General features: G+C 56.5%; 15 protein-coding genes. 3 read left to right on the forward strand and 12 right to left on the reverse strand.

The window, feature by feature from the left end:
• Positions 1-320 precede the first annotated feature (320 nt).
• Complete coding sequence (hrpA, locus tag AB5I78_RS21195) at positions 321-4,232, reverse strand: ATP-dependent RNA helicase HrpA (RefSeq protein ID WP_369301308.1); 3,912 nt, start codon at positions 4,230-4,232, stop codon at positions 321-323.
• A gap of 70 nt (positions 4,233-4,302) precedes the next feature.
• The gene (aceK, locus tag AB5I78_RS21200; protein WP_369301310.1) at positions 4,303-6,018 is read right to left on the reverse strand and encodes a bifunctional isocitrate dehydrogenase kinase/phosphatase; all 1,716 of its coding nucleotides are present in this window, start codon (positions 6,016-6,018) and stop codon (positions 4,303-4,305) included.
• A 452-nt stretch (positions 6,019-6,470) separates the two neighbouring features.
• Here aceK and AB5I78_RS21205 point away from each other — a divergent pair, with 452 nt between their 5' ends.
• The 3 genes from AB5I78_RS21205 to AB5I78_RS21215 all read left to right on the forward strand — a co-directional run bounded on the left by AB5I78_RS21205 (position 6,471) and on the right by AB5I78_RS21215 (position 10,654).
• Positions 6,471-8,033 carry a methyl-accepting chemotaxis protein gene (locus AB5I78_RS21205; RefSeq protein WP_370004795.1) on the forward strand — a complete coding sequence of 521 codons (1,563 nt, stop codon included), beginning with the start codon at positions 6,471-6,473 and terminating at the stop codon, positions 8,031-8,033.
• Between the two features lie 64 nt (positions 8,034-8,097).
• The gene (locus tag AB5I78_RS21210) at positions 8,098-8,994 is read left to right on the forward strand and encodes a DMT family transporter (RefSeq protein ID WP_369301312.1); all 897 of its coding nucleotides are present in this window, start codon (positions 8,098-8,100) and stop codon (positions 8,992-8,994) included.
• 91 nt (positions 8,995-9,085) lie between these two features.
• Entirely contained in the window at positions 9,086-10,654 is a 1,569-nt protein-coding gene (locus tag AB5I78_RS21215; protein WP_369301313.1) for a hypothetical protein, read from the forward strand.
• Between the two features lie 444 nt (positions 10,655-11,098).
• On the opposite strand, the gene AB5I78_RS21220 is transcribed toward AB5I78_RS21215, so the two are convergent.
• The 10 genes from AB5I78_RS21220 to rfbC are packed head-to-tail and all read right to left on the reverse strand — an operon-like array spanning position 11,099 to position 24,016.
• Positions 11,099-11,518, reverse strand: coding sequence for a GtrA family protein (locus AB5I78_RS21220; RefSeq protein WP_242196394.1), 420 nt, complete (start codon positions 11,516-11,518; stop codon positions 11,099-11,101).
• Entirely contained in the window at positions 11,518-12,471 is a 954-nt protein-coding gene (locus tag AB5I78_RS21225; protein ID WP_242195768.1) for a WxcM-like domain-containing protein, read from the reverse strand. Before AB5I78_RS21225 ends, AB5I78_RS21220 begins: the two co-directional genes overlap by 1 nt.
• Positions 12,458-13,408 carry a glycosyltransferase family 2 protein gene (locus AB5I78_RS21230; protein ID WP_242196395.1) on the reverse strand — a complete coding sequence of 317 codons (951 nt, stop codon included), beginning with the start codon at positions 13,406-13,408 and terminating at the stop codon, positions 12,458-12,460. Before AB5I78_RS21230 ends, AB5I78_RS21225 begins: the two co-directional genes overlap by 14 nt.
• A complete protein-coding gene (locus AB5I78_RS21235; RefSeq protein ID WP_369301315.1) occupies positions 13,405-14,502 on the reverse strand; it encodes a DegT/DnrJ/EryC1/StrS family aminotransferase in 1,098 nt (365 codons plus the stop codon). Before AB5I78_RS21235 ends, AB5I78_RS21230 begins: the two co-directional genes overlap by 4 nt.
• A gap of 13 nt (positions 14,503-14,515) precedes the next feature.
• The gene (locus tag AB5I78_RS21240) at positions 14,516-15,142 is read right to left on the reverse strand and encodes a hypothetical protein (RefSeq protein ID WP_369301316.1); all 627 of its coding nucleotides are present in this window, start codon (positions 15,140-15,142) and stop codon (positions 14,516-14,518) included.
• Positions 15,139-16,404, reverse strand: coding sequence for a hypothetical protein (locus AB5I78_RS21245; protein ID WP_369301318.1), 1,266 nt, complete (start codon positions 16,402-16,404; stop codon positions 15,139-15,141). The genes AB5I78_RS21240 and AB5I78_RS21245 overlap by 4 nt, the downstream gene beginning before the upstream one ends.
• A gap of 51 nt (positions 16,405-16,455) precedes the next feature.
• Positions 16,456-21,303, reverse strand: coding sequence for a glycosyltransferase (locus tag AB5I78_RS21250; protein ID WP_369301319.1), 4,848 nt, complete (start codon positions 21,301-21,303; stop codon positions 16,456-16,458).
• Entirely contained in the window at positions 21,296-22,654 is a 1,359-nt protein-coding gene (locus AB5I78_RS21255; RefSeq protein WP_262208346.1) for an ABC transporter ATP-binding protein, read from the reverse strand. Before AB5I78_RS21255 ends, AB5I78_RS21250 begins: the two co-directional genes overlap by 8 nt.
• Complete coding sequence (locus AB5I78_RS21260; protein WP_262208347.1) at positions 22,644-23,471, reverse strand: ABC transporter permease; 828 nt, start codon at positions 23,469-23,471, stop codon at positions 22,644-22,646. Before AB5I78_RS21260 ends, AB5I78_RS21255 begins: the two co-directional genes overlap by 11 nt.
• Positions 23,471-24,016 carry a dTDP-4-dehydrorhamnose 3,5-epimerase gene (gene rfbC, locus AB5I78_RS21265; protein WP_242195789.1) on the reverse strand — a complete coding sequence of 182 codons (546 nt, stop codon included), beginning with the start codon at positions 24,014-24,016 and terminating at the stop codon, positions 23,471-23,473. The genes AB5I78_RS21260 and rfbC overlap by 1 nt, the downstream gene beginning before the upstream one ends.
• Positions 24,017-24,087: the final 71 nt, after the last annotated feature.

A 24,087-nucleotide genomic window follows, 5' to 3' on the forward strand; every position in this document is an offset into this window, starting at 1 on the left:
CAGGCAGAAGATATTGGTACCGTCGTACCAAACTTTAAGTCGTTCGATTCCGTCCAGCGGGCATCAAACTGGCAACGCTTTATTCCATCGCGCCGCGGCTGCACACCAGCCCATCACGACGATCCCGGCATTTATGACCGCGAAGTTTGCCACAACTTCGGGGATTTGGCGCCATTTCCCGGATAAACCCGGTGCTGACTGTGGGCGCTGGCTTGCCTGCGATGGCATCCCAGTGTCTTGACTGATACACCGCGGTGCCTGCATCGCAGGCAAGCCAGCTCCCACATGAGATCGGTTTTGCTCTGGAAGCCAAGAAAGCCTCAGGCTTCCACCTGGCTCCACTGCTTGCTCAAACGCTTGTCGGAGATCGGCACTTTGGTGCCCAACTGCTGGGCAAACAACGACACGCGATATTCCTCCAACCACCAGCGATACAGCTCCAGCTGAGGGTCGCGCTTGCCTTCCTGGGCGTGTTTGTTCAGGCGGTTCTGGTATTGGGCCCACAGGCCGCTCAGCTCGGTGCTCCACACCCGGTCTTTTTGCACCTGGCTGGGCAGTTTCTCCAGGCGCAGCTCAATGGCCTTGAGGAAACGCGGCAGTTCCTTGAACCACTGCGCCGGGGTTTCCCGCACAAAGCCCGGATACACCAGGTTGCTCAACTGCTGCTTGATGTCATTCAAGGCCACTGCCTGGGCCAGGTCGATCTTGCCCTTGAAGCGCTTTTGCAAGCCATGCCACAGCTTCAGCACTTCCAGCGTCAGGCGGGCCAGGCGCTCGGCGTGCTCGGTCCAGCTGCCGCGCTTGCGTTCGGCCAAGGCCGCCAAACCTGCACCGTCACGCGGCAAGCTGGCTTCGCCTTCCAGTACGCAGGTGTCGAGGCTGGCCAACAGAATGTCTTCCACCAGTGCGTCGATGCGCCCCAGTTCGCGGTACATCAGGCCCAATTCGGTCAGGCCGGGCAATTTGCCGCGCAGGAATTTCGCCGGCTCGGCCAATTGCTGCAGCAGCAGACGCTGCAACGCGCGACGATGCTGGAACTCCGCCTCGGCGGCCGTCGAGAACCGCCCTTCCTTGACCGTGCCATTCTCTTCAACCAGCGCCGGGTAGACCGTCATCGACAGGCCGGCGATCTTTTGCTGAGTCTTCTCGGCCACCGCCGCAAACACCTTGGCTTGCACCGGCTCCTGGCTTTTCGCGGTTTGCGGCACGGCCAACGCGGCCTGGCTGGCCTCGGCAAAACGTGCCGTCAGCTCGGCCAGGTCGCGACCTTCGCCGAGGAACTTGCCCTGGCCGTCGACCACTTCCAGGTTCATCTTCAGGTGGTTTTCCACCTGCTGCGCCGCCTCGGCCCAGGCTTCATCGCTGACCCGTGCGCCGGTCATGCGCAGCAGTTCGCGCCCCAGCGCCTGGGGCAGCGAGCCCTGGCCGAATTCGATGCGTTGCAGCGCCGCCTTGACGAAATCCGGCACCGGTACAAAGTTTTTGCGCAGCGCCTTGGGCAGGTTGCGCACCAGCGCGATGCACTTGGCTTCGATCACTCCCGGCACCAGCCATTCCAGGCGTTCCGGCGGCAACGCCGGCAGCAGCGGCGCCGGCACGCGCAGGGTCACGCCGTCGCGTGGGTGATTGGGCTCGAAGTGGTAACTCAAGGCCAACTCCAGATCGCCCAGGTGCAAGGTGTCGGGATAATGCAGGGCCGTGACTTCACTGGCCTCGCGAGCCAGCACGTCTTCCTCGCGCATGATCAGCAGTTGCGGGTCTTTCTGGCTGTTGACCTTGTACCAGCTGTCGAACGTCGCGGTCTGGTGGATCTCCGCCGGCAAGCGCGCATCGTAGAAGGCGTACAGGGTTTCTTCGTCCGCCAGGATGTCGCGGCGGCGCGCCTTGGCCTCCAGTTCGTCGAGCTGCTCCAGCAGTTGCTGGTTGGCCGTCAGGCACTTGGCCCGCGACTGAATCTCGCCGCGCACCAGGCCTTCGCGGATAAACAGCTCGCGCGACACCACCGGGTCGATCGGCCCGTAATGCACCGGCCGGCGCCCAACCACAATCAGCCCGAACAGGGTGATCTGCTCAAAGGCCACCACTTGGCCGCGCTTCTTCTCCCAATGCGGTTCAAAGTGGTTTTTCTTGATCAAGTGGCCGGCCAGCGGCTCGATCCAGTCGGCATCGATCTTCGCCACCATGCGCGCATACAGCTTGGTGGTTTCCACCAGTTCGGCGGTCATCAGCCATTGCGGGCGCTTCTTGCCGATGCCCGAGGACGGGTGAATCCAGAAGCGCCGCTGACGCGCGCCGAGGTAATCGCCGTCTTCGGTCTTCTGGCCGATCTGGCTCAACAGGCCAGACAACACGGCCTTGTGCAGCTTGGCAAAGTCCGCCGGCTCCTTATTGACGGTCAGCTGCATGTCGCGGCAAATCAGGCTGAGCTGGCGATGGGAGTCGCGCCACTCGCGCAGGCGCAGGTAATTCAGGAAGTTCTTGCGGCACCAGTTGCGCAACGGGCTGGCGGTCAGTTCCTGGCGCTGTTCCTCAAAACCGCGCCACAGGTTCACCAACCCGGCGAAGTCCGAATCCGGGTCCTTCCACTGTGCGTGAGCCTGGTCGGCCGCTTGCTGGCGTTCCGGCGGACGCTCGCGCGGGTCCTGAATCGACATGGCACTGGCGACGATCAGCACTTCCTGCAAACTGCCCAGCTTGGCGGCTTCGAGCAGCATGCGGCCCATGCGCGGGTCCACTGGCAGGCGCGCCAGTTGACGGCCCAGCGGCGTGAGCTGGCTGTTGCGGTCGACCGCCGAAAGCTCTTGCAGCAGGTTGAAACCGTCGCTGATGGCCTTGCCGTCCGGCGGCTCGATGAACGGGAAATCGGTGATTTCGCCGAGGCGCAGGTGCAGCATCTGAAGGATTACGGCGGCAAGGTTGGTGCGCAGAATTTCCGGGTCGGTGAATTCCGGGCGGCCAATAAAATCCTCTTCACTGTACAAGCGGATGCAAATACCCGGCTCGACTCGCCCGCAACGGCCTTTACGCTGGTTGGCGCTGGCCTGGGAAATCGCTTCGATCGGCAGGCGCTGCACCTTGGCGCGGTAGCTGTAACGGCTGATGCGCGCGGTGCCGCTGTCGATCACATACCGAATGCCCGGCACGGTCAGCGAGGTTTCCGCGACGTTGGTCGCCAGCACCACACGGCGGCCCGGGTGGGACTGGAAAATGCGCTGTTGTTCAGCCGGTGACAGGCGCGCATACAGCGGCAGAATTTCGGTGTGCTTGAGCTGGGCCTTGCGCAGCATCTCGGCGGCGTCACGAATCTCGCGCTCGCCCGGCAAGAACACCAGCACATCGCCAGGGCTGCGCCGTTCGCTGCGCTCATAGGCGGCAATTTCATCCAGGGTGGCGAGGATCGCCTGGTCGACGGTCAAGTCGTCCTCGACGCGGTTGCCCTCCTCGTCCTGCTCCAGGGTCAGCGGGCGATACCAGGTGTCCACCGGGAAGGTACGGCCCGAGACCTCAACAATCGGCGCATCGTCAAAGTGCTTGGAAAAACGCTCCAGGTCGATGGTCGCCGAGGTGATGATGACTTTCAGGTCGGGGCGACGCGGCAACAGGGTTTTCAGGTAGCCGAGCAGGAAGTCGATGTTCAGGCTGCGTTCGTGGGCTTCGTCGACGATGATCGTGTCGTAGCGTTCCAGGTAGCGGTCGTTCTGGGTTTCCGCCAGCAGGATGCCGTCGGTCATCAACTTGATCAGGCTATTGGCGTCACTCTGGTCTTCGAAACGCACCTGATAGCCGACCAGCGCGCCCAACGGCGTGGCCAGTTCTTCGGCGACGCGGCTGGCGACGCTGCGCGCGGCGATTCGGCGCGGCTGGGTGTGGCCGATCAGGCCGTATTGGCCACGGCCGATTTCCAGGCAGATTTTCGGCAGTTGGGTGGTTTTACCCGAGCCGGTTTCACCGGCGATGATCAGCACCTGATGCTTTTGCAGCGCTTCTTTGATCTCGTCGCGCTTGGCGGCAATCGGCAGGCTATCGTCGTAGCGAATCACCGGCAGGCTGGCGCGCCGCGCCGTGACCTGTGCGCAGGACGACTGCATGCGCGTGACCCACTGCGCCAGCTTGTCCTCGTCGGGCTTCTTGCGCAGCTCGAGCAACTGGCGCCGCAAGCGGTGGCGGTCGGCGAGCATGGCGTGATCGAGGTTTTTCAGCAGTTGGTCGATAGCGGGCGCTTGGTCAGTCATCAGATGCGTTTGGGTCGTCTATTTATGCAGGGGCCGGATTGTCGCAGAAAACCGCCAACGCGCGCGCCCCTCATTCGTTATCACGGCCTTTGCGCCGGTACGGGAACACGTCGATGACCTTGCCGGCGCGAATCGCGTCCTGCAGGCCTTTCCAGTAGTCGGCGTTGTACAGCTCACCATGCAGCTCATCGAACAGCTTGCGCTGGCCGGCGTCGGCAAACAGGAACGGCGGGAATTCTTCGGGGAACACATCCAGCGGACCGATGGAGTACCAGGGCTCCGAGGCCATTTCGTCCTCGGGCGTGCGCGGTGCCGGGATGTGGCGAAAGTTGGCTTCGGTGAGAAAGCAGATTTCGTCGTAGTCATAAAACACCACACGACCGTGGCGGGTGACGCCGAAGTTTTTCAGCAGCATGTCGCCGGGAAAGATGTTCGCCGCCGCCAGTTGCTTGATGGCCAGGCCGTAGTCCTCCAGGGCTTCACGCACCTGGGCGTCGTTGGCGTTGTCGAGGTAGAGGTTGAGTGGGGTCATGCGCCGTTCGGTCCAGCAGTGGCGGATCAGCACGGTGTCGCCTTCCACTTCCACGGTGCCCGCAGCGACTTCCAACAGCTCGGCCAGGCATTCAGGCTCGAACTTGCTCAAGGGGAAGCGGAAATCGGCGAACTCCTGAGTGTCGGCCATGCGCCCCACGCGGTCGACGCTTTTGACCAGGCGATACTTCTCGATCACCGTGGCGCGATTGACGTTTTTCGACGGTGAAAAACGGTCCTTGATGATCTTGAACACGGTGTTGAAACCCGGCAGCGTAAACACGCTCATGACCATGCCGCGCACGCCGGGCGCCATGATGAAGCGGTCATCGGTGGTGGCCAGGTGGTTGATCAGCGCGCGATAGAACTCCGACTTGCCGTGTTTGTAGAAACCGATTGAGGTGTACAGCTCGGCGATGTGCTTGCCAGGCAGGATGCGTTTGAGAAACCCGATGAATTCCGCGGGCACCGGCACATCGACCATGAAATACGAGCGCGTGAACGAGAAGATGATCGACACGTCGGCTTCGTCCGTGATCAGCGCGTCGATCTGAATGCCGCGCCCTTCGCGGTGCAGCAGCGGAATCACCAACGGCCATTGTTCGTCACGGGTGTAGATGCGTCCTACAAGGTAGGCGCCTTTATTGCGGTAGAGCACCGAGGAAAACAGCTCGACATTGAGGTCAGGATCTTTGCACACCCAGTCCGGCAAGTTCTCGCGCAGTTGCGCTTCGAGCCGGCGCAGGTCGTTCGCAAGGTCTGCGTAGGGTTCGCTGAACGCGTAATCGGCGAAGACCTGCGCCAACATCGCCGTCAGGTCGCCCGCCGGCTGATAAACGCGGGTTTGCGCCGCACGCGCACGGCGCAGGCTCGGCCGCGTGGTGTGGATGAACATGCAGGCGTCGCTGATCAGGTCATGACTGAACAGGCCGCAGAAGATCGAGTTGTACCAGGTCTCGGACAGCTCATCGTCAAAGCGCAGGTCGATCAGGCCGATGTAGGCACGCTTCACCAGCGGCCACGCGTCCACTTCCAGCAGCGTGGCCTCGTCGAACTGGGCGCGCAGGCGCGCCGTTACTTCAGCGACTTTTTCTTCGTACAAGTTGATCCGCGCCGCCGAAGCCGCCTGCCCTTGCTGCCACTGGGCCTTCTCGAAACGTTCACGGGCGCCGTCAGTGATCTGGCGAAAGTGCTCACGGTAATCGTCGAAGCCCTCGAGGATCATGCGGGCGATGGCGAGGGCGGATGGCGACATGCGGGAAACCTCGAACGGGCATCTGGAAGCCCTGAGCTTAGCCAGTGAAACGAAGCAGGAGAAGGATGATTTTCCGGGCTTATCTGTACCCCTTCGCGCAGTTTGTACATTTACTTTCAATTTTCCCAACTCGACCAAGCGGTCAATAAACGCACCGAAAAGTCTCACCGCGCACGCCTGTAGCCCCACAACCGCATGGCTTGGCGCTGGCGCGAGAGAAAACCAGTGCTGTCGCCGATTCTCAGCACAGGTCACCGCCTCGATGCACCGTAAGGGAAACCCTGATTACTACCTTGATGGCACTTTGATATATAGCGCGCCCTTTCCCACCCAAATCAGGTCCGAAGACCGGTCCGGGAACAGAAGCTAATCGCCTAAGGAGCACCAAGATGTCATTGAGGAATATGCGAATCGGTCTGCGCGCCAGTCTGAGTTTCGGGGTTTTGGCCGCCATGCTGGTGATTGTCGGCCTGTTTGGCCTGGGCCAGATGGCCAAGCTGCGGGAAAGCGCGCTGGTCATCGAAGCGTCATGGATGCCGAGCATCGAGAATATTCACGACAGTGCCGCCTATGTGGCCAATATTCGCCTTGAGGCCTTGCGCCTGGCGACCACCGACGAATCGCGGATTCGCGACAACAGCAAAAGCCTGATCACCCGCCAGAGCACTGAGCTGCAAACGCTGCTGACCCATCACGAAACCCTGACCAGCGGCGACGAAGAAACCGCTCTGCTGAAAAAACTCAAAGGCGATGTGGCGACCTATCTCAGCATCGTCGGGCAGATGGTTGCCCTGGTGGACAAGGATCAACAGCAAGACGCCATCGACCTGCTGACCAGCCGGCTGGCACCCCAAGGTGCGGTCCTCAACAAGAGCCTGGAGGACATGATCACCTTCAATCAGAAAGGCGTCGAAGACGCGGCCGACGCGGCCGCGCAGATGTATTCCAGCGCACAGTGGGTGGTTGGCCTGATCATCGTTTGCGCGTTGATCGCCACCTTGTTACTCGCCTGGCTGCTGACCCGCAGTATCACCGCCCCCCTCGGCCAGGCCCTGGTCGTGGCACGCACCATCGCCGGCGGCGATTTGAGCCAGCCTGTGGTGGTGAAAGGCACCGACGAACCGGCGCAATTGCTGACGGCCCTGGCCACCATGCAGGGCCAGTTGCGAACCACTATCCATGGCATCAGCGAATCGGCGCAGCAACTGGCCTCCGCCGCCGAGGAGATGAGCTCGGTGATGGAACAGAGCACCCGTGGTCTGCAGGCGCAAAACGATGAAATCGAACAGGCTGCGACCGCCGTCAACGAGATGAGCGCGGCCGTGGACGAAGTGGCGGGCAACGCGGTGTCCAGCGCTGAAGCGTCCAAGGCCTCCGATGAAGACAGCAAGCACGGCCACTACCAGATCAGCGAAACCATCAGCTCGATCCAGAACCTGGTGGACGAAGTGCTTGGCGCCTCGAACAAAGCCGAAGGCCTGGCCGTGCAGGCTCAGGACATCAGCAAAGTGCTTGAAGTGATCCGCGGCATCGCCGGGCAAACCAACCTGCTGGCCCTCAATGCCGCCATCGAAGCGGCGCGCGCAGGCGAAGCCGGCCGAGGCTTTGCGGTAGTGGCCGATGAGGTGCGCTCGCTGGCGCAACGCACCCAGGATTCCACCGAAGAAATCGAACAGATGATCACCGGTATCCAGCAAGGCACCCAGGACACCGTCGACGCCCTCAACAGCAGCGCCGAACACGCCGGCCAAACCCTGCAACGCGCCAACAGCGCCGGCAGTGCGCTGGAGAAAATAACCGCGGCGATCTCGCAGATCAGCGAGCGCAACCTGGTGATCGCCAGCGCCGCTGAGCAGCAGGCACTGGTGGCCCGTGACGTCGACCGTAGCCTGGTGAACATTCGCGACCTGTCCACCCAAACCGCCGCCGGCGCCACCCAGACTTCAGCCGCCAGCCAGGAACTGTCGCGCCTGGCCGTGGACCTCAACGGCATGGTGACGCGGTTTGTCCTGTAATTAGCGATTGTGTCGGCCAGGCCTCTAGGCAACACTCGCCGCCTTATTTAGGTAGGAGTGTTCCGTGAGACCTGTCGACACCCTGTATTTGCTGGGGCTGGCTGCCATCTGGGGCGCGAGCTTCCTGTTCATGCGCATCATCGCGCCGGAAATCGGCACCGTGCCGACCGCTTTTTTTCGCGTGTCGATTGCCGCCGCCGGCTTGCTGGTGATACTCGCAGCGATGCGCGTCAACTGGGACTTCCAGGGCAAGTTCAAGACCGTGCTGCTGCTGGGCGTGATCAACTCCGGCATCCCCGCGACCATGTACTCGGTGGCGGCGCAGGTGCTGCCGGCCGGCTACTCGGCGATCTTCAACGCCACCACGCCATTGATGGGCGTGTTGATTGGCGGGTTGTTCTTCAGTGAACGGCTGACACCGTCGAAAATCGCCGGCGTCAGCCTGGGCCTGCTCGGCGTGGCCGTGCTGACTCGCGCCGGGCCGGTGGCGTTTGACCTGGAATTATTGATGGGCGCGCTGGCCTGTCTGTTGGCCACTACCTGCTACGGCTTCGCCGGGTTCCTCGCACGGCGTTGGCTGGACCAACGCGGCGGCCTGGACAGCCGACTCGCGGCGCTGGGCAGCATGCTCGGCGCCACTCTGTTTTTACTGCCGTTTTTTGCCTACAGCGCGATCAGCCATCCGCCGGCGAGCTGGGGTGGCTGGCAGGTGTGGGCGTCACTGTTAGGTCTGGGCCTTGTGTGCACGGCGTTTGCCTACATCCTGTACTTCCGCTTGCTGTCGTCCATTGGGCCGGTCAAGTCGATGACCGTGACCTTCATGATTCCGCCATTCGGGGTTTTGTGGGGGGCGTTGTTATTGGATGAGCCGTTGTCGATGGCGCATGTGTATGGCGGGGTGTTGATTGGGGGGGCGTTGTGGTTGGTGTTGCGGGTGGGGAAGTTGAGTAAGTCGCCTTAGTCTAATCCGAGCATTTATAAGTGCCGCACCTACCCTGAGCCTCTTGGAAAAGGCATAGTGCATGCCAAAATGAAATGACGCGGAATGAACCATGTACCTTGCTACAAAAGAGCGGCCGGTAGGCTACCTCATTCTCTTAGCTATATCGGCCGTCTTCGTTGCAGGCAACTTCCTATGGCAAGGCCATGACGGCTTTAATCTCTGGGATGAAGGCTATCTCTGGTACGGCGCCAGACAAATAGTTACCGGTGAGATTCCGATTCGAGACTTCATGGCGTATGACCCAGGCCGTTATTACTGGGCTGCAGCCTATTTTTCTATTATTGGCGACAACGGGATCATAGCGCTGCGCGCAGCCGTGGCTTTATTCCAGGTGATAGGTCTGTATGCAGGACTTTGGACTGTGTCCATTGCCCTAAGACACACCACAGCAAAAAACATCGCCTATTTGTGCATCGTCGCGGTCACGCTGATGACCTGGATGTACCCGCGGCATAAAATTTTCGACATATCCATCTCAATGATTCTTGTCGCAGGCCTGACTTATCTGCTGCTGAATCCATCGACTATTCGGTATTTTTTTCTGGGTGCCTTAGTCGGGCTCGCGGCGGTCTTTGGTCGCAATCATGGTTTTTATGGCGCAGTGGCCAGTTTGCTAGCTATCGGCTGGCTAAGGATCAAAGCACCGCAATCAAGTACGGGATGGACGGATATCGCGGCCTGGGTTGCAGGCGTCGTCATAGGCTATCTGCCCGTGATCGGCATGTGCCTTTTCATTCCTGGGTACTTCACAGCGTTCTTAGACACTATTGTCTTCATGCTGCAGCAAGGGAACACGAATTTACCTCTGCCTATTCCCTGGCCTTGGAAAGTCGGCTTCGGCACCATCGGCCTGATCATCGAGACCCGGTGGTTTCTCGTCGGAATTTGCTTCATTGCATTGATAGCTTTCGGCGCGGGAGCACTAGGGTGGGTATTTAGAGAGCGGTTCAAAGGCCGTTTTGTGCGTCCTGAACTGGTAGCCGTGTCCTGCGCTGCGCTCCCTTATGCACACTTTGCCTTCGCTCGTGCAGACGTAGGCCATCTCGCACAGGGTATCTACCCGCTACTGATGGGGTGTTTCATCCTGTTCGCCTATCTTCAATCGTGGGCTTCAAAGCTAACACTGGGTGTACTTACAGCGTCGGTCAGCCTATTCATACTCGCCGCATGGCAACCGGGCGTGCTTGCTCGCACGCAGGATGGCTGGCAACGGATCGAGGTTTCTAGCTCGGTGTTGTCTATGGACGCTGGGACTGCTGAAGCAGTGAACCTCTTGAGAGATCTCACCGAGAAATATGCGCCAGCCGGCAGACCCGTCCTGGTTCTGCCCTTCTGGCCTGGTGCCTATCCTTTATTAGATCGGCATGCGCCGCTTTGGGAAATCTACGCCTTGTCGCCACGCTCTGAGGAATTCCAGCGGACCGAAATCGAACGGATAAAAAAGGCTGATCCCGGCTTTGCATTGGTCTTCAACATGGCAATGGATGGGCGAGAGGAATTGAGATTCTCGAACTCTCATCGTTTGATCGACGAATACATTCGCTCTCATTTTGACCTGATCCAGACTGCCGCCAACCCGGCGTTCCAAATTTATAAAGCACCGAGCACCAGGAATTAGGGCAAATGTGGCGACGATTCAGCCTTCATGATCAATAGTCATTTGATCTGATAGTGATATCGCGCCACTAAAATTCAAGGCAGGTAGCAGAATTAAAGCAAAGGAGCGGACGAGTAGATTTCTTGGATTTTATGTGAGTGTTTGCATGTTCGAGTGACGTCGTTGCGCATTTTTCACACTGCGCTATAGGCCATGTCTGCAATGGGCATGAGTTACGTCCAACGATGGCAGCGCAAGATTTCTTGACGTTTCATGAACGCCACAAGCATGGTCCCGCTCGCAGATTGCGCAAGCGCAACACCAGGCTGGCGAACCGGTCAAGCGACACCAGGCGCCGCAATGAATGCAAAAAAAAACCGCTAATGCGGTTTTTAGGTTTTTCAGTACAAGCGCCAGACAGTCGTTTCGCGTCAGCAAGCGCTCAAGCAGTATCAGGCTGGAAACTCACTCTTGAGGATGCTCCGGCTTCGGCCGACTCAAAAATAAGAACTTGGAAAAGATGAAGGTCAGCGGCACGGTGATAAGTATCGCCAACAGCGGGCCTACTCGCTCGTCAAATCCAAGTTTATCGACCCAGACCCATAGAATCAAAAGGCTGGTGAGGTATTGCGCCAGATAGACCAACGGGAACAACGCGACCGACTTGATGCCCTGATGACTCTTGAAAACAAAGAATCGGTTGAGGCTGTACGCAAGCACAATCCCGGCCACGTAGGCGATCGTATAACTTGTCCGGTAAGACAAAACATTCAGCAGCAGCAAATAAAGTCCGTAGGTGACGAGGGTATTAAAACCGCCCGACACCAGGAACCTGGCAAAGTCCACCTGCAGGATTTTAGCCGCTACGCGCTTAATCCCCCGCATCATTGAGCGTTGGCAATCAGCGATTTGAATTCGTCGTAATTGCGGATGTAATCGGCCGAATCGTAGTAATGCGACGCAAACACCATCAGCACTGCATCATGGGAATAGCGATACTGGATGCCCCATGTCATGGGCGGCAGGTAAATGCCCTTGTTCGGTTTATCCAGCACGAACTCTTCTCGGTTCCTGCCGTCATCCGCGACCACGTGAACCGAGCCCTTAACGGCAACCAGGAACTGATGGCAGACCTTGTGCGCATGTTCGCCGCGCGTTTCTGCGGTAGGCACGTCATACACCAGGAAGTAACGTTCCGACTTGAACGGGATGGTGCGCTCGAATTCACCCGCCGACAGGCTGCCGCGAATGTCAGCGACTTCAGTCATGGTGTGCAATGTCACACCACTGACCGTGGTTTGGACCACGCCGGGCTTGCTGTCGACCTTTTCAGCCACATCCTGGGATGTGCTGGCAGGCTTGGCATCAACGTAGCCGATAATTTTGGCGGGGTTGCCGACAACAATGGCATTGGGCGGAATGGAACGCGTAACCACCGCACCTGCGCCGATCATTGCGTTGATGCCAATGGTCAGACCCGGAAGGATGGTGCAGTTAGCACCCAGTGAGGCGCCCTTGCGGATGATGGTGCGATCGAAGGCTTGCGGGTAAACCTTGCTGCGCGGAAACAGATCATTCGTGAAGGTTGCATTCGGACCAATGAAGACGTCGTCTTCAATGGTGATGCCGTCCCAGACCTGCACGCCGCATTTGAGTGTGACGCGGTCGCCGATGATCACATCGTTTTCAATGAAAACGTTATCGCATACGTTGCACTCACTGCCCAAGGTCGCCCCAGGCAGAATATGCGCGAACGCCCAGACTCGCGTGTCTTTGCCAATATTCTCGGATTCGCACAGTGCATGACTGTGAACGAAGAATTGCTTAGTGCTGCTCATTCTTGTCTCCAAAATCCTCAACACGCATTGGGATTGCCAAGGGTCGATTCTTTGTATTTTCGTAGGTACGCCATGCATAGGAGCCCACGATTCCCAGCCCCAGAAGATTCAGGCAGCCAAGGAAGGTGATCGTCAGCATGATCATTGCGTAGCCCGGCACTTCAATCATGCCGTGCAACTTCGCCGCCAATGTGAAAACGCCGAATAGTGCCGCCAGAAACGAACCGAACGCGCCGACACGCGTGAGCAGCCTAATGGGCAGGTCCGTAAAGGAAAACACACTGTCCATCAGGTAATTGACTTTCTTGCGCAGGGTCCAGGCCGAGGTGCCGTGGACTCTTTCCTGACGGGTGTAGGTCACGACTTTCCTGCGATAACCCAGCCAGAAAATCTGGGCGATCAGCGAGCTGTGCCGCTCATCCAGCGTCAACAGTGTGTCCCTGAACGCGCGATTGCAGGCAAACATATCGACGCCACCCGGCGGAATCTCCGGGATGACGTATCGGCGATAAAGCCCCCAGAAGAGGTTGGATGCCATGCGACTGCCCCACGGGTCCTGCCGCCCCTCTCGAACACCGACGACAACATCGGTGTCCTGGCCCAACAGCACGCGGTTCATTTCAAGAACCAGTTCAGGCGGCTCCTGCAAGTCCGCGGCCATTACCGCAAATCGGTCGCCACTGCCATTTTGCAGCCCCGTACGAATAGCCATGAACGAGCCAAAGTTCTTCGACAGCAAAATGAGCTTGGAGCGGAAAGGCTGCGAAGGCAGCTTCTCTCGCAAAATCTCATAGCAGCGGTCCGGACTGCCGTCCACAACGAAGACAACCTCAAGGTTGTTATCAAGCTGCGTATTCAGGCCAGCTATGGCGACGAGCAGATCGGGAAGATTGCCCTCGTTGCGATATACGGGGATGACCAACGTCAGCAAGGTTATTTCCCCTCAGAGAAGTAAGCAGTGACGGCCTCGATCACACGATCGACTTCTTCGTCGGTCAGGCCAGGGTAGCAAGGCAGCGAAATAACTGTTTCACATGCATGCTCGGTCACGCTCAACGCGGCTGGCTTGGCAGCGTAGGCCGGTTGCTTGTGGTCAGCGATTGGGTAATGGATATCGGTGCTGACGCTCTTTTCTTTCAATGCAGCAGCAAACTGCGCCCTCGCCTTCACGCGCACGACGTAGAGGTGGCCTACGTAATCTTCGCCGGTGGAGCATGGCAATTGCATGTCCAGTGCCGCGAACGCCGCGTTGTAGCGCTTGGCGATCGCACGACGTTGCTCGTTCCAGGTGTCCAGGTGCGGGAGTTTTACACGGAGGATCGCGGCCTGCATTTCGTCAAGGCGGCTGTTACGGCCGCCCGGGACAGACACTTGGTACTTTTGAGTCCAGCCGTATTGGCGCAACTGACGGATGCGAGTCGCGAGTTCGTCATCATCGGTGACCACTGCGCCACCATCACCCAGAGCACCGAGATTTTTGGTGGGGTAAAAGCTGAAGCACGCAATCGTGCCAAAACTGCCGGCCTGCTTGCCATTGCGTCGCGCACCGTGGGATTGGGCGCAATCCTCCAGCACCGGGACGCCCGCCGCCGAAGCGATACGCACGATTTCCTCGATGTTGGCCAGCTGACCGTAAAGGTGCGTCACGATCACCGCCGCGGGCTTGCTGTCCAGTACCTGCGCGAGCGCTTTCGGGCAGATGGTCAGGCTGGCCGGATCCACATCAACGTACAGAGGCTCTGCGCCGACTGCATGAATCGCCGTGCTGCCGTAGAAGCCAGCGTTCGCAACCGCAACAACATGGTCGCCGGGGTTAACGCCCAGCCCCTTCAGAGCCAGCTCAAGAGCATCTGAGCCATTGGCAACGCTGACGCAGTGTTTGATGCCGACATAACCTGCGAATTCCTCCTCGAACAACTTCACTTCGTTCCCAAGAACGTACCAGTGGCTGTCCAATACAGCTTTCAGAGGTGTGACGAAATCCAGGCCAGCATTTGCCTTTACGGCCGAGAAAAGAACGATATTTTCCATAAAAGTCCAAAAGTCACTGAGCAGATTGGTTGGCCTTGTCACAAAGGCTTGGCATTGCGAAAAGCTTAAAAGATGAAGTAAGGGTGTAAAGAATTAGCTTGCACCCCCCTGCGTTAGGCTGGAGGGTGATCTGGCCTGAATAGCCTGTGCGCAAGGCCTTTGGGGTATTGAGTGCTTTTGCGACATCAGGCCGCTCCAAGTCCACCGGCAATACACCAACGACCTTCTCATTTTCGACGACAATCACGAATTCCGGAGTGCCGGCGCTCTCAGGAACATAAGTCCACCCCCTGAGTTTCCAGGTGTTATCGGACGTGTAACCTTCATCTATATTCCCTGCCGCTATCGAGTCAGCAGCGCGAGGCAGGGTGAGATACGCCTGTGCTTTTTCGGGGACAAACAGGCGGCTGGATAACTCATTTTGAGCCAACGAGAACTTGCTCGACGTTTCTTTGCCGCGATTTTGATCAACAACGCCCTGAATCGCAGCGCCGATAGCTGAGCCCTTCAAATTCCCAGCAGCCGTAATATTTGCTTTCCAACTCAACACATTACTCAGCACCATGAAGACTAGCAATATGCCCAAGGCTACGCTGAGCTTGCTGGCAGCGTTGCTGTTTTTTGGCTCGTACGCGCTCATTTAGCCGTCCTTTCTACCAGCCGCTTTGCGATCAAGGAGAGAAGAAGCCCCAGAAAGGGAATGGTCACAAACAAATACCTGCCCTGCGGCTGAGGAAGTGAATTTTGAGAGGCGATCAGACTGAATAACGTCATGGAGGGAAACAAACCAACGATCATGACAAGTGGCAAAATGTAGTCCAGCACAATTTCACGCTTAGGCTCTCTGACGCTCAGAGGTTTGACCTGGGCAATGGCTACGCAAATGATACCGATCAACGCAAATGCAGCTAATTGGTAATAGACAGTGGGTATGAATAAATTCATCCAGCCCGTCACAGAGAAATAGCTTTTATAGGTCAACCCCAGCCACGGCCAGAGATTAGCTGTGTTCAAGAAATCGTGCCCGCACCGAAAGTAGCAAGTACCAAAACCCGCGGCCGGATTCAGCCTGTGCAGATTCACGAATTCGATTTGACCCGATATCCCCGATATTTCGCCATATTTGTGATAGACCAGTATCAGCATGGGGGCAGCCAATACAGCGGCGGCCACGATCATTGTCGGCAGGTGCTCAAATAAACGCTTGTTTCTGAACATACGCGTCGACAACAACATCACGAAGGCAAACACCAGCGCTGGAATAAAATACAGCTTGGCCATCAACATAAGACCGACTGCCAATCCGAAATACAAGGCTCGCTTTCGAGTGGGCGACTGTATGAAACTCATCAGCGTGCTTATCAATAGTGCGATACTGGTCAGCCCATAAGCGTCGCTGTTGAAATATGAGAATACAAACGTAACTTGTGGAATCAGGGCAATAATGCCGGCAATGAGCGCAGACATTACTGGCGACAACCCAATAAGGCGGGAAGTACGGAAAAGCGCGCAGATGAACACGCCTCCCAACATCCAATCGAAGCTGCGAGCCCCCAGATAAAGGAAGTCAGGCGACACGATCCAACTGCTCACATATGTGGTTACCAAAGCGCCCAATATGTGAGGAAAAGGAAGCCCGTGGTACCAGAACTCGCCTTTTTGCCAAGTGTGCCCAGAGATGGTTCCCACGAAAACCTCATGCGGCTCAGTAGCGAGCGGCAGGGCATGAGAGCCTCTCAAAAACTCCAACAAGTAAAAATGGGTCGACTCGTCGGGCGCACCATTAAAGGCAATGCCCAACGACCAACTCGCAACCAACAAAAAGTAACCGATTGCCAATAACCACTGCCAGCTGAAGTCAGATAGGCCTGTAGCGCTACGGGTTTGAATTTCACTACTCACTGCCAGGCCTCTGTGCATAATCAAAAATTGGTCATCGCTCGTGCAAACTGATTACAGTTTTACCCTCGGTGGCCACGCCAAACTGAAATCTTCATGTTCCAAAGTAAGATTCGGATTGTACGTATAGTCTTCATGAATCTTCGGCCAGCGCGCCTGAACATGAAGAACCTCTTTGGAAAACCGCTCCTTCTTCTCAGGTGTATCCTCAAGGCCCCGTGTCGCGGACTCATGGTGATACAGCTCGGCAAAAGGCGTCCAGACATTGATGTAGCCTGCTTCCTGAACCCTCAGGCAGAAGTCGACATCATTGAACGCGATTTTGAGATTCTCTTCGTCCAAGCCATCCACTTGCTCAAAGATGGACTTCTTGATTATCAAGCACGCTGCAGTGACGGCTGAAAACTCTTGGATCAACCCAGCCCGGCAGAAGTAACCGTAGTCACCTTTAGGCAGGTATTTATGGGAGTGGCCCGCGACGCCGCCGACACCGAGCACTACACCGCCGTGCTGTAAGCGGTCGTCTGGATACCAGAGGCGAGCGCCTACCGCGCCGACATTAGGCTGCAACGCGATTGACACCATCTCATCCAGCCATTGCGGCGTGATCACTTCAATGTCGTTGTTAATCAGGCCGATCAGTTCGCCGCGTGCCATTCTCACTGCGCGATTATTCAACGCAGAATAGTTGAATGGACCATCGTCACGTAAGACTCGAATGTTGTCTTGCTGATCAAGTGATGCGAAATACTCGAGAGAAACAGGATCATCCGACCCGTTATCGATCAAGATAATTTCGTAATTTTTGTAGGTGGTTAGACGCTCAATGCTGTCGATGCATTGCTTGACCAGCGCGTAAGCGTTACGCGTCGGAATAACCAGCGTGACCAACGGAGCTTTAGCTGGGAGCGTGTAGTGGACCCGGTACAAGCCCATAGGCAGCAGCTCTGTACGGCCTATGTCACCTTTGCGTAGCAAATGTTCGTCCAGCGCCTTAACACCAGCGAGGGCGGCATAGGGCTTTTCATCCCCTGCCATGGCTGTGCTGCCAGCGTGCATGCGCCAGTGGTAGAGAACCCGAGGAATGTGCACGATTTGTGCGCGCTCGAGTTTTTCGGCGCAGCGCAGCGCGAGATCGTAATCTTGCGAGCCTTCAAAGCCAACGCGGAAACCGCCGACTTCTTTGACCAGGTCGGAGCGATAGACACCCAGGTGACAAACCATATTCTGCGAACGGAACAGAAACTCGTTCCAGTCCGATTTAAAGTAAGGCGAGCTGCGTTTCCCCGAGGAATCAATCTTGTCCTCGTCGGAATAGATCATACCGGCGTCCGGGTTGTCGTGGATGGCGCGGGCAACCCAATACAGTGCGTGTTCCGGAATGAGGTCGTCATTATCCATCAGCGCAATGTACTGCCCCGAGGCCAGTTCCAGCGCCGAGTTACTGGCCTTGGAAATATGGCCGTTTTCTTTGCGGAACATGACTTTGAAACGCTTGTCCTGACCCGACAGCGTCTTGAGATACGCGATGACCTCTTTATCCGTGGAAGCATCGTCGGCGATGCACAACTCCCAATTCTTGTAGAGTTGGGATTTAACACTGTCAATGGCTTCACGCAGCAAATCGAGCGGTGGATTGTAGACAGGCATGATGATCGAAATCAGCGGCTTGCTTTTCCACGTGCGAATTTCTTCACTCATCTTCCAACGGCCATTGTCATCCAAGGTGTCGTAATACTCGACCCACTTGGAATAATCAAAGCGATCAGATACTTCTCGAGCTTCCTGACCGATGGAGTTAAGACTGCTCGAGGTGGCCACATACACAACGCGTGCTCTTAAACCGGCCAATCCTTGCTGCCGAGCAACCGTAATGGCTTTGCCCACGGTGCTGCTAAGGCCGCCGCCACGACGAATCACCGCCGGCAGCAGACGCACACCCTTTTTGACTTGCCCAACACGTTTCACAAGCTTGCGAAAAGGCGCAGTCACCTTCCAGCTGGACGTGGATTGCATGGCAATTATGTGCAGGTTCAAATTATGGATATGAGTATCTTTTTGAACTTGCTGAACACGCATTTGCTCTTCGAGGTTGGCGATGTGAACATCTTTATCCCTCAACGATTCCTGCCAAGTGGCCAGCGTGTTGTGCAACGCTTCATCTTTAAGCGTGATCTGCTGATGCAGCGTTTCGATTATCTTGAGACGCTCGGCTTCGGAATGTGCATTTTCCAGCGCTACCGCGGCGATAAACTCACTGATCTGAATGTCCTTCTCATCCAACTCGAGATTTTTCTGTTCTGTCAGTAGCTGAAGGGCGGACTGATGCTCTTCGGCCGCCAACTGCAACTGCTCAACCACCGCCTGAACTTCTTTATCTTTCTCGCGAACAGCTTGAGCGATCATCTCAGCATGAGTGGAGGTGATCGATGCCTTCAACAGTCCAAGCACATCGCTGATTTCTCTGTTCGAATCAACGAGTTGCTCCAGCTTGACGCTCGAATCAAGTATCTGGTCGAGCTTGCTGTTCGAATCGATAATCTGATCCAGCTTGCTGTTCGAATCGAGAAGTTGATCCAACTTGCTGTTTGAATCAAGAATCTGGTCCAGCTTGCTGTTCGCGTCAAGAATCTGATCCAATTTAGCATTCGAATCGAGAAGTTGATCCAGCTTGCTATTTGAATCGAGAATCTGGTCCAGCTTGCTGTTTGAATCGAGAAGCTGATCCAGCTTGTCTTGCAGTTCGGAGTTGGGGCGTGTCAGCCCGGATTGATTCAGCACATTAATCTCTTGAGCGAGTTGCTCTTCCGTGAATAAAGTAAGGCTTACTTCCAGCTCAAGCAGGTCGGCGCCACTAAGCATGTCGTCTTTTAAAGGAATCGTTACGCTTGGGTCGTCACTCAGCGCTAGATAAAGCGTGTTGCGACCGATCTGGGAAATCCGCATGGCGGAGGCGATGACCAGCGGGTCACTGATGTCATCCTGCCACTCCCAAATCGTTTCGGCGCTAGAGTACACCTTGATAGTGTCAATCGAGAAGCTTTGGCGACGATTGATGGGGTCGAAACGCAACACCACGCCATCGGGCAACCCATCGGGCAGGCGGAACTTGATTACCTGGTGCCCGTCATTGACCACCTGGAGCAACGTTGATTCTTCAGAAAAATTTCCCGCCGCGTCACTCATATAGAGTTTGGCGTGCGTGGAAGGCAGGTGCACCGCGCCTATCTTGTGAATCATGGCTTCAGGAGACCAGTTGAGAAACTGGCCTGCATCGGCACCGGTTACCCGCTCTTGAAAGGCCGCTTCAGTCGCAATGTAGCGCGTCAGGTCATCTGCGCTGATATCCATGCCTGCGCTAGCCAACAGCTGAGTCACGAATTCTTGGCGGCTCACCGATGAGCTGCTTGGATAGAACGGGTTCGCAGCCGCCATAAGCAGCAGCAGGGCTCGCATCATCAGATAACCGAGCTCCACACCCTCATTCATCTCCCACTCGACATCGATAAACTTGGGGATGTTGCTGGCGTCGACGACGATATTTTGCGGAACGGCGTCAATGTAACGGCCGGGGAGCAGTGTTTTGGCTGAAAGAAGCTTGGTGCCAGCGCCCTCCTCGTCCAACAGGCTCTGCAAACACGCCAGGTACTTCTGCAAAAACGGCGTAAAGCCCTCAATACTCCAATCGCGGCGGGCCGCAACATCGAGGAACTCAAGGCTCAGCACGCTACCTTTCGCGTAGGCATCCACACGCGGAAGCACGTATTTGAAACCGTCGTCAGCAATGGCACTCGACTCATCGACAGCCACATTGCCCAGCTTTCTGTACTGAACCTGAATCCCTTGCGCGGTGTTAACGAACAACGATTCCTTACAGTACCGAGTCTTTCTGCCTGTGCTGTAGTGATACGCCAATACATCACTGTCCAGCGGTTGATCATCGGCGCAAGAAGCCACGATCAAAAACGAGTTGGCCAGTTCCATACCCAGGCTGTTGTTGATAACCACCGACCAGGCCTTCTCCAGATTGAAGGTTGTCTGCTCAGGAAGTTGCGGGTCTTTCTTGACGTTCTGCCAAGCCAGCGCGGCGGCGTCAAAACCGTCGCACGCAAAGCCGCTCTCGGTAATGATCGAATTGGGAAGTTTGTAATCCGGGCTCGGCGCCAGAAAGCTGGACGAGGTGAAACCTGCGCGCGCTATGAGGTCTTCGAGCTCTTTCTTGCCGTAGGTCTTGGGCTGTCCGCGCTCGTACCGGCCTTCGATACCGTACATGGTGATGCCGACGTGATCTTCCGGCGCGCCGGCGAAGTACTTCAGACCCAACTGGTTTTCGATGGCGATAAAAAGATGGCCATCGGGCTTCAACAATTGGCGAACGCGCATGAGCATCGCTAAGGCGGGGTCGGGTGCGCTGCTAAACATACTGGCGTATTCGAGGACGCCAATCAGCGTGACAACGTCGAACTGCTCCTCGATTTTGAAGTCATCGAAGCGCTCGGCCAACACCGTCACGTTATCCAGATCCCGCGTACGGCTCGCAGCCATGGCTGCTCGGCGCGGGCTTCCTTCCAGACACAATAAATCAGCGCCACATTCGCCGAGGTAGCGGCTGATAGCGCCACAGCCGGCGCCAATTTCCAGCACTCGGGATTTGAACAGGTGCTCAAAGGGACGCAGGATGTTCGCGCGCGTCGCGCTCAAGTGGTAGAGCTTGGCCCAGTCGGTGCAGTATTGCGGCAGCTCGTCTGATAACACAGACACGTCGCTGGCATTACTGATGATCTGGGCGAGTTCGTTTTCTGCATTATCTCCGTCGCTGTACGCGATGCCTTGGAAGTCGGCGCGCACCCAAACACCCGTATCGCTATCCTTGGAATAACCATATTGATCAAGTTTAAACATTAAGGTCTACCGGATCGATGCTCATAGTCGCGGCGAGGTCAATCAACCCCAATAGCTTTGGCGTGGGTTCGACAACAAAGTGAATGGAGTCATAACGCCTGTCATGGGGAATGATGTGCTCGCCCTCTCTGGACGCGATCCCTAGGGATATAAAGTAATCGCCAGTGGCCAATTTGTTAGTGAATTTCACACTGGCAGTGGCAACAGTCCCGGATTCGCCCATCGAACGGGTCTCAACACAATCCAGTAAATAGGAGTTTGTGCCGTATACCGTGACACCTTCCTTGGTTTTGATAGTGAACCCAAGAATGGGGTTTATGACCGAACGGTTAAATTTAAGCGACAAACCCAGTACGATTTCCTCACCTGGTTCCAGGCTGGTTGGGTACTCTCGACCGCTTGCGCTCAGATGAAAATCCATCAACGTTGCAGCACCGTCACCCCATCGATACTCGTGCGGGTTATAGCCCACACGCGACGCGTAAACATCGCTATCCAGCGACAGTTGCACGGTTGGTACCAGGGGCTCGGCCGCTTTATCCGACTGCACCGGAATGTCTTGTTCTTCAGTGCTTGCGTCGGAATTGCGGCCAAACAGGATGTCGGTGTAACGATTTATAACCGGACGTGACTCTCCGATCATTTCTATTCGACTTTGTTCCAACAGGATCGCGCGCGAGCAATGGGTAACCACCTGCTCACTGGAATGGGTCACTAACAGAATGCTGGTGCCATTTTCCTTCAGCTGACGCAGGCGTTCGAAGCACTTGGCTTGAAAGCGTGCATCGCCCACCGAAAGCGCTTCGTCCACCACAAGGATTTCAGGATCGACTTGGGCCTGTACCGCAAATGCGAGCCTTACCGCCATGCCACTGGAGTAGGTCTTGACCGGGTGATCCAGGAACTCACCGATATCGGCGAAGCTTGCGATTGCATCAAAGCGATCATTCACCTCGTCGTGCGTCAGCCCGAGGACCGCCGCGTTCAGATAGACATTCTCCCGACCGGTAAACTCCGGGTTAAAACCCGAGCCCAACTCAAGCAGCGCGGCGATGCGGCCGCGCGTCTCGATCTCGCCGATGGTCGGTGTCAGCGTGCCGCAGATAATTTGCAGCAGCGTGGACTTACCCGAGCCATTGCGACCGACAATTCCGACGGTTTCACCTTTATTGACTTCAAAGCTGACGTCGCGCAGCGCCCAGAACTCCTTGCCGTAGGTGGTGACTTTGTCACCCGCCCATCGCTGGAAACGCGGCACGATTGCCTGCTTTAAACGGTCTCTAGGCTTGTCGTAGGTGTAAAAACATTTGGAGACATTCCGAACGCTGATTACGGCTTGATCAGATGACATCAGCGAACCCTTTACGTGTTTTTTGGAAGAACCAATAGCCGACGGAGGCAATGATTGCTCCAACGATGACAGCGACGCCGAGACTCTCCCAATTTGGTAGATGGCCGAAAAGCAGAACGCTTCGACTCTCTTCAATAATGTAGGTCAGCGGGTTGAGCTTTAACCAAGGCTTATAAACATCCGGCAGCGCCGCTACCGGGTAAAGCACGGGCGAAAGAAAGAGCAGTACGGTGGTGAGCACCGTGATTACGTGTCCCACGTCCCGCAGGTAAACCCCCAGCGACGCCAAAAACCAACTGACCCCCAGCGTGGCCAGAATCAATGGCACGAGAATCAAGGGGAACAGCAGCGCCGTCCAATGCAGTTCTCCCAGGATAAGAAACTGGGCGCCCAACAATACGACCAGGCTAATGCAACTGTGGAACAGGGCAGAACCCAAGGTAATTACCGGCAGGATCTCAAGCGGGAACACAACCTTTTTGACATAGTTGCTGTTGGCCATGACAAGCGTCGGTGCACGATTGGCGCACTCGGCAAATAGCCCATGGACGATCATGCCGACAAACAGCAGGATCGCGAACCCACCCTTGCCTGTATCGACACCGATCCATCGGGATTTGAAAATTTCTGAAAACACGAAGGTGTAGACCGCGAGCATCAGAATCGGGTTGAAGAAAGACCATGTCAGGCCCATCACCGATCCGCGGTAACGCCCAATGACTTCACGTTTGGTCATTTGTGAAATCAATGAACGGTATTTCCAGAGATTGACCACAAGACTGATTGGACCTGCTGAAGGTCTGCTATGAGGATCCACTAGGCGAACTTCTCAGCGTTGACCAGACTTACGGCATTCGCATCTTTGGCAGAGAGCGTAGGCGGCTCGGTAATCGGCCATTCGATTGCCACGTCAGCGTCATCCCACGCAAGACTGCGCTCATGCTCAGGTGCCCAATAATCGGTGGTCTTGTAGAGGAACTCGGCACTTTCCGAGAGCACCACGAAACCGTGGGCAAATCCTGGCGGAATCCAGAGCTGCGCTCGGTTGCTGGCACTAAGGTGTACGCCGACCCATTTACCGAATGTCGACGAGCTTTCACGCAGGTCCACGGCGACGTCAAAGACCTCACCGTGTGTGACGCGCACCAGCTTGCCCTGGGCCTGTTTGATCTGATAATGCAGCCCGCGAAGCACGCCCTTGACTGATTTGGAGTGGTTGTCTTGCACGAAATGAACAGGTCTTCCAACGGCCTCCTCGAAAACTTTCTGATTGAAGCTTTCGTAGAAAAAACCGCGTTCATCCCCGAACACCTTCGGCTCAAACAGAATTACGTCCGGGATGGCAAGTGAGCTGGATCGCATTATTACAATATCTCCAAAGTGTTATCAGGGCCGGCTTCGCGGCGCTACAGATCAAATTATTCTTCAGGCAA

This window comes from Pseudomonas sp. N2-3-1-14, assembly GCF_041228395.1.
Taxonomy (GTDB): Bacteria; Pseudomonadota; Gammaproteobacteria; order Pseudomonadales; family Pseudomonadaceae; genus Aquipseudomonas.